At 64.5% G+C, this 12,054-nt stretch carries 10 protein-coding genes, 1 tRNA gene and 2 riboswitches; of the genes, 8 read left to right on the top strand and 3 right to left on the bottom strand.

Annotated features, from left to right (window positions below):
• Positions 1-56 precede the first annotated feature (56 nt).
• Both XH96_RS15290 and XH96_RS15285 read left to right on the top strand, forming a co-directional pair.
• Positions 57-302 carry a zinc-finger domain-containing protein gene (locus XH96_RS15290; RefSeq protein ID WP_008562814.1) on the top strand — a complete coding sequence of 82 codons (246 nt, stop codon included), beginning with the start codon at positions 57-59 and terminating at the stop codon, positions 300-302.
• A 19-nt stretch (positions 303-321) separates the two neighbouring features.
• Positions 322-1,524, top strand: a complete 1,203-nt coding sequence (locus tag XH96_RS15285; RefSeq protein WP_194393212.1) for an FAD-dependent monooxygenase — start codon at positions 322-324, stop codon at positions 1,522-1,524.
• Positions 1,525-1,557: 33 nt separating this feature from the next.
• Here XH96_RS15285 and XH96_RS15280 read toward each other — a convergent pair whose 3' ends face one another.
• Positions 1,558-1,974 (bottom strand): twin-arginine translocation pathway signal, encoded by a 417-nt coding sequence (locus XH96_RS15280; RefSeq protein WP_194393211.1) that lies wholly within the window; start codon positions 1,972-1,974, stop codon positions 1,558-1,560.
• 174 nt (positions 1,975-2,148) lie between these two features.
• Between XH96_RS15280 and XH96_RS15275 the strand changes: the two genes are divergently transcribed.
• The 3 genes from XH96_RS15275 (at position 2,149) to XH96_RS15265 (ending at position 3,917) form a co-directional block, all read left to right on the top strand.
• Positions 2,149-2,237, top strand: a tRNA-Leu gene (locus XH96_RS15275).
• Between the two features lie 162 nt (positions 2,238-2,399).
• Positions 2,400-2,531, top strand: a complete 132-nt coding sequence (locus tag XH96_RS39635; protein ID WP_256439352.1) for a hypothetical protein — start codon at positions 2,400-2,402, stop codon at positions 2,529-2,531.
• A 138-nt stretch (positions 2,532-2,669) separates the two neighbouring features.
• The gene (locus tag XH96_RS15265; RefSeq protein ID WP_194393210.1) at positions 2,670-3,917 is read left to right on the top strand and encodes a multidrug effflux MFS transporter; all 1,248 of its coding nucleotides are present in this window, start codon (positions 2,670-2,672) and stop codon (positions 3,915-3,917) included.
• Between the two features lie 542 nt (positions 3,918-4,459).
• On the opposite strand, the gene XH96_RS15260 is transcribed toward XH96_RS15265, so the two are convergent.
• Both XH96_RS15260 and XH96_RS15255 read right to left on the bottom strand, forming a co-directional pair.
• Entirely contained in the window at positions 4,460-6,067 is a 1,608-nt protein-coding gene (locus tag XH96_RS15260; RefSeq protein WP_194393209.1) for an ABC transporter substrate-binding protein, read from the bottom strand.
• 94 nt (positions 6,068-6,161) lie between these two features.
• Entirely contained in the window at positions 6,162-7,772 is a 1,611-nt protein-coding gene (locus tag XH96_RS15255; protein ID WP_194393208.1) for an ABC transporter substrate-binding protein, read from the bottom strand.
• Between the two features lie 269 nt (positions 7,773-8,041).
• On the opposite strand from XH96_RS15255, the gene XH96_RS15250 reads away from it, so the two are divergent.
• From XH96_RS15250 to XH96_RS15240, 3 genes are all read left to right on the top strand, one after another.
• Positions 8,042-9,172, top strand: a complete 1,131-nt coding sequence (locus XH96_RS15250; protein ID WP_035674943.1) for a M20/M25/M40 family metallo-hydrolase — start codon at positions 8,042-8,044, stop codon at positions 9,170-9,172.
• A gap of 167 nt (positions 9,173-9,339) precedes the next feature.
• Positions 9,340-9,444, top strand: a riboswitch (glycine riboswitch).
• 3 nt (positions 9,445-9,447) lie between these two features.
• Positions 9,448-9,553, top strand: a riboswitch (glycine riboswitch).
• 67 nt (positions 9,554-9,620) lie between these two features.
• Positions 9,621-10,922: a D-amino acid dehydrogenase gene (locus XH96_RS15245; RefSeq protein WP_194393207.1), complete on the top strand. Its 1,302-nt coding sequence runs from the start codon at positions 9,621-9,623 to the stop codon at positions 10,920-10,922.
• Positions 10,923-11,100: 178 nt separating this feature from the next.
• The gene (locus XH96_RS15240) at positions 11,101-12,042 is read left to right on the top strand and encodes an ABC transporter permease (RefSeq protein WP_194393206.1); all 942 of its coding nucleotides are present in this window, start codon (positions 11,101-11,103) and stop codon (positions 12,040-12,042) included.
• The last annotated feature ends 12 nt before the right edge of the window (positions 12,043-12,054 follow it).

Below are 12,054 nucleotides of genomic sequence, written 5' to 3'. Positions count from 1 at the left end.
GGCCGCGTCAGTTTTTGATTGTGTCTGCCGCCATTGCCACTCCAGGATGAGTTACGATGTCCGACCATGTCGTCCCGCACTTCCATAACGATGCCGGTGTTCCCGTCATCGAGATCGGCTCGCAAGAGTTCATGTGTGTGGGCGCCAACCCTCCGTTCGACCATCCGCACGTCTTCCTCGACCTCGGCAACGACAACGAGATCATCTGCCCCTATTGCTCGACGCTGTACCGCTTCGCGGCCGACCTGAAGCCGGGCGAAGCCCGCCCGCCGGAATGCGTCCTGAAGGACAAGGTGGCCTGACCGCTTCCGTCGGTCAGGGGTGGCGCTCTCCCGAACGATTGTCATCGCCGGTGCCGGTATCGGTGGCCTGACGGCCGCGCTTGCGCTCACGGCCCGCGGCTTCCGCATCGTGGTGCTGGAAAAGGCCGAGCGCCTCGAGGAAGTCGGCGCCGGCCTGCAGCTCTCCCCCAATGCCAGCCGCGTCCTGGTCGATCTCGGCCTGACCGAACGCCTCAAGGCGCGCGCGGTAACCCCGGAAGCGGTCTCGATCATGAGCGCGCGCGCCGGCGGCGAGCTCTTGCGCATGCCGCTCGGTGAAGCAGCGTCGGCGCGTGCCGGCGCTCCGTATTGGGTGGTGCACCGCGCCGACCTCCAATCCGCGCTGGCAGGCGCCGTCGCCGATCATCCCGACATCGACCTGAAGCTGGGTGCAACCTTCGAGGACGTCGCGCCCCACGCCAAGGGCCTCACCGTCGTCCATCGCAGCGGCACGATCCGCCGCAGCGATCTCGCGAGCGCCCTGATCGGCGCCGACGGCATCTGGTCGACGGTCCGCCAGCATCTGTTTCCCGAGGTGCAGCCGCGCTTCTCCGGGCTGATCGCCTGGCGCGGCACGCTCGATGCCGCGCAACTGCCGAAGGACTATGCCGCGCGCCGGGTGCAGCTCTGGATGGGCCCGAACGCGCATCTGGTCGCCTATCCGATTGCCGGCGGACGCCAGATCAACGTGGTCGCGGTGCTGCCCGGCACCTGGAACCGGCCGGGCTGGAGCACGCCCGGCGATCCCCTCGAGGTGATGGACGCCTTTGCCGCCCCGCGCTGGCCGCCGCCGGCGCGGATGATGCTCGCCCCGGTCGACAGCTGGCGGAAATGGGCGCTGTTCGGCGTGCCCGACGGCTGCCCCTGGAGCAAGGGCCCGGTGGCGCTGCTCGGCGACGCCGTGCATGCGATGCTGCCCTTTGCGGCCCAGGGCGCCGGAATGGCGATCGAGGATGCCGCCGTGCTCGCCCGGCATTTGAGCCCCGAGGCCGCGGAGAGCACCGGGGACATCGCCGCCGCGCTGACGCAATACGGCCGTGCCCGCCAGGCGCGGGTCCTTCGGGTGCAGCGGACCGCGCGGCAGCAAGGCAGGATCTATCATCTCGGCGGGCCGCTCGCGCTCGCACGCGACCTTGCGATCCGCGCGCTCGGCCCGGAGCGCATGCTGGCGCGGCAGGACTGGATCTATAGCTGGCGTCCCTGATGCGAAGCGCGGTCCGCGGGGCGCCTTAGCAGATCACCTTTTTCCGGACGTCGAAGCGGGCTTGCCAGCGGGTGATGGCGGCTCCGCCGCAGGCGGTGTCGTCTCCGGCATCTCCCGGCACTTGTTGCGGCGCCAAGCCTCCTCCGCCAACTGCGACTGCCCGCGCACAGCAATATAGTCGTTGCGATAGGCAAGCTCGGACACGACCGCGCCACCTGCCCCCGTCTCGGCCTTCTCCATCAGCCTCTGCAGATCGGCAGTGCGCTTGGCGAGCGCCTTGCGCTCGGTCTGCAGCTGCTTGCAGTCGTACAATTCGTATCTTGCGGGATCGGCAAAGGCCGGTGCGATCGTCTCGCTCATGCTGGCGCAGCCGGAGAGCGCGGGGCCGGCGACAAGCAGCACGAGGAGCGCGCCAAAGCCGCGCGGCGAAGTGGAAAACGAAGCAGCCATGCCGGATGAATAGTCCCCGTGGATTGAGAATGCCTAAAGCAACAACAGATGTCCGGATTGAGGCTTTGCCTTGTGCGCCCAGCTCGCTTAAGGAAGAACCGTCCCTCCGCGTCCCCAACGCGCCAATTCCAGATGGCCGGAGATGGACTTAAGTGTTTGATCCCGTTGGATCAAGCGGGCATGGCGGAATTGGTAGACGCAAGGGACTTAAAATCCCTCGGTGCGCAAGCGCTGTGCCGGTTCGACCCCGGCTGCCCGCACCAACGGAGCTGATCGCTCAGGCCGTGCGCGGCCCGGAAACGACCGCGCGGTAAATCCACGACGTCCTGCAAGACGCTTTCGGGCCGTGCGAATTCGTCCGATCCAGAAGCATATGAGCGCGGTACAAAACTGCCCGATCAGATTCTCCCGCAAAGGAGATCTCAATGGGACTCACGCGCCAGCTCGTGATCCTGCTCGACGGCGCCACGACCGTGATGCTGATCCATCGCGATCTCGTCGATGCCGCCGGACAGTTGGCGCCCGATCTGTTCGAGCGGGCCCGCAGCACCCGCTGACCTCATTTGCCGACGGCGCTCCCGGCTCTCGCCAAATCTTGTCCGCCCCTCGATCCGCCTGCCAGCCATCCCGAAACATGGGTTGTGCAACGCAGCATTCTACGGAGATAAAGTCGCTCTATTTCAGGGGTAATCTTCTTGTCTGACGTCAATGCCGACGATTGGGTGTCCGCGGGACACCGCCCGATGGGTTTTCCGGAATTCGTCATCGTGATCGCGTCTATCATGGCGCTCAATCCGCTCGCGATGGACATCATGCTGCCGGCGCTGCCCAATATCGGCGCCGCCTTCAAGATTCCCGTCGCCAACCATCTGCAACTGGTGCTGTCGACCTTCCTGATCGGTTTCGGCGCCGGCCAGTTCGTGATGGGTCCTCTGTCGGACCGCTTCGGACGCCGGCCGGTGCTGCTCGGCGGCATGGCAGTCTATGCGGTGGCGAGCGTGCTGGCGGTCGCCGCGCCTTCGTTCGAGACGCTGCTGCTGGCACGTGCGCTTCAGGGGCTCGGCACCGCGGCGACGCGCGTAATCGCGACCTCGATCGTGCGCGATTGCTATGTCGGCCGCCGCATGGCGAGCGTGATGTCGCTCGCCATGATGGTGTTCATCGCGGTGCCCGTGGTCGCCCCCTCGTTCGGACAGGCGGTGCTGCTGGTGACCGCGTGGCGCGGCATCTTCGTCGTGCTGACGCTGTACGGCCTACTCGCACTCGCATGGTGCGTGCTGCGACTGCCTGAAACCCTGCCCCAGTCCGAGCGCCGGTCGTTGGCGCCCGCCGACGTGCTTTCGGCGTTCCGGCAAACCGTCACCCATCGCCAGACCATCGGCTATGCCACGGCCGCCGGCGGCGTGATGGGCGCCCTGTTCGCCTACGTCTTCTGCGCCCAGCAGATCTTCACCGGCATCTATCACCTCGGCCACTACTTCCCGCTCGCTTTCGCGGCGATCGCGGCCGGCGTCGCCATTGCCGGCTTCCTCAATGCAAGGCTGGTCGGGCGGCTCGGCATGCGCGTGATCTCGCACGGGGCGCTGGCGCTCTACACGGCGGTGGCCGGTGTGATGCTGCTGACGGAATGCCTCGGCGTGCTGCCGCTCGCCTTGTTCATGGTGCTCTCCGCCCTGATGATGTTCTCGTTCGGCATGATGGTCGCCAACTTCACTGCGCTCGCGATGGAGCCGCAGGGCCACATCGCCGGGACCGCCTCGTCGCTTTACGGCTCGATCACGACGCTGATCGGGATCGTGGTCGGCATGGCGATCGGGCAGAGCTTCGACGGCACGTTGCTGCCCTTCTCGATCGGCTTCTTCCTGTCGACGCTCGCCGCGCTCGCGATCGTGCTGGTGGTCGAGAAGGGACGGCTGTTCAAGCCACATCATCGCCCGGTCTAAAGCGCGATGCGATGAGGACGAATCGTCATCGCGCTTTAGGTCGTTGTTTAAGCATGATCTTTTCGGAAAACCGCTGCGCACTTTTCCGGATCATGCTCTAGGGAACCACGCGACGGCCTCGATGTTGTCCTGCAGCAATTCGAAAGGGCGCTGCAATGGAACCGGAACACCGCGAAGACCACGGCGACGTAGAGCGGCAGAATACGGAACGTTCCGAACCGCGCGCTGAGCAAGCCACTTTCACCACGCCGCTTGCGAGCGAGGGGCTCGAAGGGGTGCGCGACAGCCACTGCTGAGCACGATGCCTACTCGGTCGCTCGCAGGCTAATGTACGATGAGATTGGATCGTCATCGCGCTTTAGGTTGTTGTTTACGCATGATCTTTCCGGAAGACCGCTTCGCACTTTTCCGGATCATGCTTTAGCGCCGAAATCACCCGCAGTGCGCGAAACTGACAAACGAAAACGGCGCCGTTGACGACGGCGCCACGCTCGTTCGCACGAAAGGGTGCGAGGCGCCCCCTTTGCGTACTCGGTCTTGTCCTATTCCGACTTGTCCATATTCCAGAACACCGGCGTCGCCGGACCGTCGATCACGCCGCTGATCGACTTCCGCCATGCGCTCGGACTCTGGTACTGGCCGAGCGGCACGTAGAGCACCTGATCGTAGACTTCCTTCTGGATCTCGACTGCAATCCTCTTCTGATCCTCCGGTGAGGTCGCGCGAACGAAGGCGTCCTTGAGCTGCTCGACCTTGGCGTCCTCCGCCCAGCCAAACCAGCCCCCCTTCTTGCCCTGCCCGCCGACGGCGACGTTGGAGATCGGGTTGACCACGTCGGCGCTGACCCAGTTCGTGATGAACATGTTCCAGCCACCCTCTTTCGGGGACTTCTGGCTGGCGCGCCGGCTCACCACCGTCTGCCAGTCGGTGGCCTGCAGGTCGACCTTGAAGCCGGCTTCCCGCAGTTGCTGGGCCACCACGATCGGCTGAGCCTTCAGCGCCAACACGTCGCCCGGCGCCATGAGCACGACGGGTATCCCGTCGTAGCCGGACTCGGCGAGCGCCTTCTTGGCCGCAGCCATGTCACCGCCCTTTGCGAGGGTCTCACCGCCAATATCGGTTGCGAAAGGCGTGTCGCAGATGAAGATCGCGGCGCAGGTCTTGTAGTACTTGGGATCGCCGATCAGCGCATCGAGCACGTCCTTCTGCTTGACCGCCAGGAGTGCTGCGCGACGAACCTTGACGTTGTCGAATGGCGGATGGAGGAAGTTCATCCGCGCACCCGTCTGGAATCCGAACTTGTTCAGGATCTCTGTTTTGAGTCCGTTGTCGGCTTCGATGGTGGGCAACATTTCAATGGCAGGATTTTCCATGAAATCGATATCGCCCGACTGCAGCGCGTTCAACGCGGTCTGGGCGTCCGGCATGGTGATCCACTCGACGCGGTCCACCTTCACCACCTTGCCGCCAGCAGTCCAGTTCGCCGGCTCCTTGCGCGGCACGTAGTCGGTGTTCTTGACGTAGATCGATTTCACGCCGGGCTGGAATTCCGACGCCACGAACTTGAAGGGACCGGAGCCGATCTGCTCCGGGATCTGCTTGTCCGGCGGTGTCTCGGCGAGGCGCTTCGGCATCATGAAGGCGACGCGCGAGGACGGCTTGCCGATGGAATCGAGCACGAGGCCGTAGGGCTCCTTCAGCTTCAGCGTGATGGTCTTGGCGTCGGTCGCCTCGATGCTCGCGGTGAAGTCCATGAGCTTCTGGCCCATGCCGTCGACCGCGGCCCAGCGCTTCAGCGAAGCGACGCAGTCTTCCGCCGTCACCGGCAGGCCGTCATGCCACTTCAGGCCGTCGCGCAGCGTGAAGGTGTAGGTGAGCTTGTCGTCGGAGATCTTCCAGTCCGCCATCTGCGGCTGGATCTTGAAGTTCGAATCCGTCGCGATCAGCGTGTCGAAGATCATGTAGCCATGATCACGCGAGATGTAGGCACTGGTGTAGATCGGATCGAGGACGCGCAGATCCGAATGCATCACGGCGGTCATGGTCTTGCCCGCGGCAAGAACTGGCGAAGCCAGAGCCGAAAGCGACACGACCGACAGTGCAAGTTTGGAGGCGAACGCCCGACGCCCCAGGCTCATGAGTTGGAACATCGAGGCTCTCCTGGAATCTCATGGCGGGCGGCGCCGCTGATACCAGCGGCGCCGTATGGTGATCCGGACGAAGGTCGCGGCGAGAACTCCCGGCCTACTCCGACTTGCTGATGTTCCAGAACAGCGGCGTTGCCGGACCGTCGAGCACGCCGGTCAGCGATTTGCGCCAGCCGCTCGGCAACAGATACTGCCCCAGCGGGATGTAGATCACCTGATCGTACGCCTCCTTCTGGATCTCGGCGGCGATCTTCTTCTGCTCGTCGAGCGAGGGTGCGCGGACGAACGCGTCCTTGAGCTGCTCGATCTTGGGGTCTTCGGCCCAGCCGAACCAGCCGCCCTTCTTGCCCTGGCCGCCGATCGAGAGATTGGCGATGGGGTTGGCAACGTCGGCCGCGACCCAGTTGGTGAAGAACATGTTCCAGCCGCCCTCCTTCGGCGGCTTCTGGCTGGCGCGGCGGCTTACTACCGTCTGCCAGTCAGTCGCCTGCAGGTCGACCTTGAAGCCGGCCTCACGCAGCAGCTGGGCTGCAACGATCGGCTGCGCCTTGAGCGTCGTGACGTCACCTGGCGCCATGATCACGATCGGCGTGCCGTCGTAGCCGGACTCGGCAAGCGCCTTCTTGGCTGCAGCCATGCCGTTGCCCTTGATGAGGGTCTCGGCGCCGACGTCAGTCTCGAGCGGCGTGTCGCACACGAAGAAGGCGCCGCAGATCTTCTGATATTTGGCGTTGCCGACGAGTGCATCGAGAACGTCCTTCTGGTTCATGGCCAGGAACGCAGCTCGCCGCACCTTCACGTTGTCGAACGGCGGATGCAGGAAGTTCATGCGGCCGAGCGTCTGGAAACCGAACTTGTTGGAGACCTCGATCGTGAGCTCCTTGTTCGATTCCAGCACCGGCAGCATGTCGAACGGCAGGTTCTCCATGAAGTCGATGTCACCCGACTGCAGCGCGTTCACCGCGGTCTGCGAGTCCGGCATGGTGATCCACTCGACGCGGTCCACCTTCACCACCTTGCCGCCGGAGGTCCAGCTCGCCGGCTCCTTGCGCGGCACGTAGTCGGTGTTCTTGACGTAGACCGCCTTCACGCCGGGCTGGAATTCCGATGCCACGAACTTGAAGGGACCCGAGCCGATCTGCTCCGGGATCTGCTTGTCCGGCGGTGTCTCGGCGAGGCGCTTCGGCATCATGAAGGCGACGCGCGAGGACGGCTTGCCGATGGAATCGAGCACGAGGCCGTAGGGCTCCTTCAGCTTCAGCGTGATGGTCTTGGCGTCGGTCGCCTCGATGCTCGCGGTGAAGTCCATGAGCTTCTGGCCCATGCCGTCGACCGCGGCCCAGCGCTTCAGCGAAGCGACGCAGTCTTCCGCCGTCACCGGCGCGCCGTCATGCCACTTCAGGCCGTCGCGCAGCGTGAAGGTGTAGGTCAGCTTGTCGTCGGAAATCTTCCAGTCCGCCATCTGCGGCTGGATCTTGAAGCTCGAATCCGGGGCCACCAGCGTGTCGTAAACCATGTAGCCATGGTCGCGCGTGATGTAGGCCGTGGTGAAGATCGGGTCGATGATGCGCAGATCCGAATGCATCACCGCCGTGATGGTCTTGCCGGCCGCAAGCACTGGCGAGGCCAGCGCGGTCGAAAGCGCGACGACCGACAGCGCAAGTTTGGAGGCGAACGCGCGACGCCCCCGGCGCATGAAGTGGAACATAGAAAGTTCTCCTGACGTGAAACTGTTCAAAGGCAGGTCATTGGTTGAGCATGCGGTTCATTCGTTGGGCGAACTAACCTCATGCAATGCCTTTATCTTTTTGAGACTTGCAGACAGTGCCGAGCGCGTCAATCCGGTTTCGTCGCAGCCCCTCACGGCGCGCGCACGGGCTCCACAACGATCGGTTTGGCTCTACAACACCCTCCGCTTGTCCTGCCCCGCGCCGATGCAATGCGCGTTCCATCTTTCGAAGCTTGAGAGACATTGAGATGAATCCTGCCAATCTTCCCTTTGATTCCGAGGCGATGCTCGAGGGCCTGCGCGGCTGGGTCGAATGCGAGAGTCCGACCTGGGATGCAGGCGCCGTGGACCGCATGCTCGATATCGCGGCGCGGGACATGGCGATCATGGGTGCGACGATCGAGCGCATTGCCGGCCGCCAGGGCTTTGGCGGCGTCATCCGCGCCCGCTTTCCGCATCCCAAGCAGGGCGAGCCGGGCATCCTGATCGCCGGACACATGGATACCGTTCATCCGGTCGGCACCATCGAGAAGCTGAAATGGCGGCGCGAGGGCAACAAGTGCTATGGCCCCGGCATCTACGACATGAAGGGCGGCAATTACCTCTCGCTGGAAGCGATACGGCAACTGGCGCGCGCCTCGTTCACCACACCGCTGCCGATCACCGTGCTGTTCACGCCGGATGAGGAAGTCGGCACGCCTTCGACGCGGGACATCATCGAGGCGGAAGCGGCGCGCAACAAATACGTGCTGGTGCCGGAGCCCGGCCGCGCCGACAACGGCGTCACCACCGGACGCTACGCCATCGCGCGCTTCAATCTCGAGGCGACGGGACGGCCGAGCCACGCCGGCGCCACGTTGTCGGCCGGACGCTCGGCGATCCGCGAGATGGCGCGGCAGATCCTCGCCATCGACGCGATGACGACGGAGGACTGTACCTTCTCGGTCGGGGTCGTTCACGGCGGACAATGGGTCAATTGCGTTGCGACGACCGCAACCGGCGAAGCGCTCTCCATGGCCAAGCGTCAGGCCGATCTCGACCGCGGTGTCGAGAGGATGCTGGCGCTGTCGGGCACCACAAACGACGTCACGTTCAAGGTCACGCGCGGCGTGACGCGTCCGGTATGGGAGCCGGATGCCGGTACCATGGCGCTCTACGAGAAGGCGCGCGGCATCGCCAAATCGCTCGGCGCGGAATTACCGCATGCCAGCTCCGGCGGCGGCTCCGACGGCAACTTCACCGGCGCGATGGGAATTCCCACGCTCGACGGCCTGGGCGTGCGCGGCGGCAACGGGCACACGCTGGAGGAATTCATCGAAGTCGACAGCCTGGTCGAGCGCGGCCGGCTGATGGCAGGTCTTCTGGCGACGTTGGAATAGTGAACTCGTCATTCCGGGGCGATGCGACAGCATCGAACCCGGAATCTCAATGCTTCGCATCGCCCCGGGGCGACGAGCTGGGCTTTGCACTGCACAATAGGTCGGCAGTCGCGGTCGAAATTTAGCCTTGTCTAAAAATGAGGCGTATCGTACTGCTCGGCCGTCCACGCGATGATGCGGGAGAGATCGCGGCGAAGGCTTTCAGCCTTCGTTGCGGCGCCGACGGAGCAACCGCCCCGGAAACTCTCAGGCAAAAGGACCGTTTCGTCAGGACGATCTGGAGAGAGGCGGCGCGATTTCAGGCAATCGTGACGCCCACCGAAGGGGATAGTCCGTTGCGATATCCGCAGCGGATCAAGCTCTCAGGTAACCGTGACAGATGGGGCGCCGCCAACGGCCTTTGGCCGGCGGTTAGCCGACTCTAAACACGGGAGCCCCGAACCTAGTCATGACCCATATCGCCATCATCGGCGCCGGCATCACCGGCGTCACGACCGCCTATGCCCTGCTCGAACGCGGCTACAGGGTGACGGTGCTCGACAAGCACCGCTACGCCGCGATGGAGACGTCCTTCGCCAACGGCGGGCAGCTCTCCGCATCGAACGCCGAAGTGTGGAACAGCACGGCGACGATCCTGAAGGGATTGCGCTGGATGTTTCGGCGCGACGCGCCGCTGCTGATGAACCCGCGGCCGAACTGGCACAAATATTCGTGGATGAGCGAGTTCGTCGCCAACATCGGCAACTACCGCGCCAACACCATCGAGACCACGCGGCTCGCGATCGAAGCGCGCAAGCATCTGTTCGACATTGCGGCGCGCGAAGGCATCGACTTCGATCTCGAACGCCGCGGCATCCTCCACATCTATCGTGACAAGGCCGGCTTCGAATCCGGTCTGCGCGTCAACGCGCTGCTGCAGGAAGGCGGCCTCGACCGCCGCCCGGTGACGCCGGAGGAAATCCGCAGCATCGAGCCGACACTGCGCAAGGACTATTATGGCGGCTTCTACACGCCGTCGGATGCGACCGGCGATATCCACAAGTTCACCCGCGGCCTGGCGGAAGCCTGCAAGCGACGCGGCGCGACCTTCATCCACGAGGCCAACATCGATTCGATCGCACGTGCCGGCAGCGGCTTCGTCATCGGCTGGACCGATCTGGCCGCGAGCGATGCCGTCGCGGCCGCGCGCGGCGCACTGAACGTGGACGGCGTCGTGGTCTGCGCTGGCGTTGCGAGCCGTCACTTCGCCGCCCTGCTCGACGAGCGTGTCAACGTCTATCCGGTGAAGGGCTACTCGATCACGGTGCAGCTCGACACCGCCGAAAGCCGCAACGCCACCCCGACGGTGAGCCTGCTCGACGAGGCCGCCAAGATCGTCACCAGCCGGCTCGGCTGCGATCGCTTTCGCGTCGCCGGCACCGCCGAGTTCAACGACTTCAACCGCGATATCCGCGCGGACCGCGTGCAGCCGCTGATCGACTGGGTGCGCAACAACTTCCCCGCCGTCGAAACGTCGCGCGTCGTGCCGTGGGCCGGGCTGCGCCCGATGATGCCGAACATGATGCCGGTCGTGCGCGCAGGACGGATGCCGGGCGTGTTCTTCAACACCGGCCACGGCCATCTCGGCTGGACTCTGTCGGCCGCGACGGCGCAGATGATCGCACAGACCATCGACGGCTGGCGCGGCCTCAACGCTCCGCCGACGGTTCCTTCACTTGGGGTTGAGCGTGAATTGCGACATGCATCCTGAGTGGTCGCTATCGGAGACATGCCGGCCTCTTGCTACGGCGCAGCCCTTGGCACACAATTTGCCCTAAGAGGACGGCGTCTCCGAGCGGCCTTTCCAGCCCAAGTGATAGGCATGATAGACACGACAGAGTTCACGGGGGCCTCAGGGCTCCACACGTTCCGTAGCCGGAGATAAGTGCATGCTGGGTTATCTTATTCGCCGCGTTCTGGCCGCGGTGCCCGTGATGGGCGTCGTCGCGCTGTTCGTGTTCCTGCTTCTGCGGCTGACGCCGGGCGATCCCGCCGCGATTCTCGCCGGCGACAACGCGACGCCGGAACGGCTCGAGCGCATCCGCGCCTCGCTCGGCCTGAACGAGCCCTTGATCGTGCAGTTCATCACCTGGGTGAACAAGCTGCTGCACGGCGACCTCGGGACCTCGCTGATCTCCAACCTGCCCGTGATGAAGATGATCGGCCAGCGCGTCGAGCCGTCGATCTCGATCGCGCTGTCGACCATCATCCTCGCAGTCATCGTCGCCGTTCCCCTGGGGGTGATCGCGGCCTGGAAACACGGCACCTGGATCGACCGCTTCGTGATGGGCCTGTCCGTGCTCGGCTTCTCGGTGCCGGTATTCGTGGTCGGCTATGTGCTGATCCAGGTCTTTGCGATCGAGCTGCGCTGGGTGCCGGTGCAGGGCTTCCGCAGCATCTTCAACGGCTTCGGTCCGTTCTTCGAGCGCATCATCCTGCCGACCTGCGCACTCTCCTTCATCTACATCGCCCTGATCGCGCGCATGACGCGCGCGGCGATGCTCGACGTGCTCGGCGAGGACTATGTCCGTACCGCGCGCGCCAAAGGCATCAACGAGGTCGCGGTGATGATGCGCCATGCGCTGCGCAACGCCGCGGTCCCCGTGATCACCGTGATCGGCACCGGCTTCGCGCTCCTGATCTCCGGCGTCGTCGTCACCGAGAGCGTGTTCAACATCCCCGGCATCGGCCGCCTCACCGTCGATGCGGTGCTGGCGCGCGACTATCCGGTGATCCAGGCGATGATCCTCCTGACGTCGCTGATCTATGTCGTCGTCAATCTTCTCATCGACGTCGCCTACACCCTGCTCGATCCCCGGATCCGGTACTGAGGCAAGGATAAG

Origin of the sequence: Bradyrhizobium sp. CCBAU 51765 (assembly GCF_015291725.1) — a bacterium.
GTDB classification, from domain to species: Bacteria; Pseudomonadota; Alphaproteobacteria; order Rhizobiales; family Xanthobacteraceae; genus Bradyrhizobium; species Bradyrhizobium liaoningense.
The sequence above is the reverse complement of the archived record's forward strand: the minus strand, read 5'-3'. Positions and strand labels throughout refer to the sequence as shown.

What these genes read in the sequence shown, in the direction of transcription:
- XH96_RS15290 (WP_008562814.1), top strand. Translation starts at nt 57, where the DNA reads ATGTCCGACCATGTCGTCCCGCACTTCCATAACGATGCCGGTGTTCCC.
- XH96_RS15280 (WP_194393211.1), bottom strand. Translation starts at nt 1,974, where the DNA reads ATGGCTGCTTCGTTTTCCACTTCGCCGCGCGGCTTTGGCGCGCTCCTC.
- XH96_RS39635 (WP_256439352.1), top strand. Translation starts at nt 2,400, where the DNA reads ATGGGACTCACGCGCCAGCTCGTGATCCTGCTCGACGGCGCCACGACC.
- XH96_RS15260 (WP_194393209.1), bottom strand. Translation starts at nt 6,067, where the DNA reads ATGTTCCAACTCATGAGCCTGGGGCGTCGGGCGTTCGCCTCCAAACTT.
- XH96_RS15255 (WP_194393208.1), bottom strand. Translation starts at nt 7,772, where the DNA reads ATGTTCCACTTCATGCGCCGGGGGCGTCGCGCGTTCGCCTCCAAACTT.
- XH96_RS15250 (WP_035674943.1), top strand. Translation starts at nt 8,042, where the DNA reads ATGAATCCTGCCAATCTTCCCTTTGATTCCGAGGCGATGCTCGAGGGC.
- XH96_RS15245 (WP_194393207.1), top strand. Translation starts at nt 9,621, where the DNA reads ATGACCCATATCGCCATCATCGGCGCCGGCATCACCGGCGTCACGACC.
- XH96_RS15240 (WP_194393206.1), top strand. Translation starts at nt 11,101, where the DNA reads ATGCTGGGTTATCTTATTCGCCGCGTTCTGGCCGCGGTGCCCGTGATG.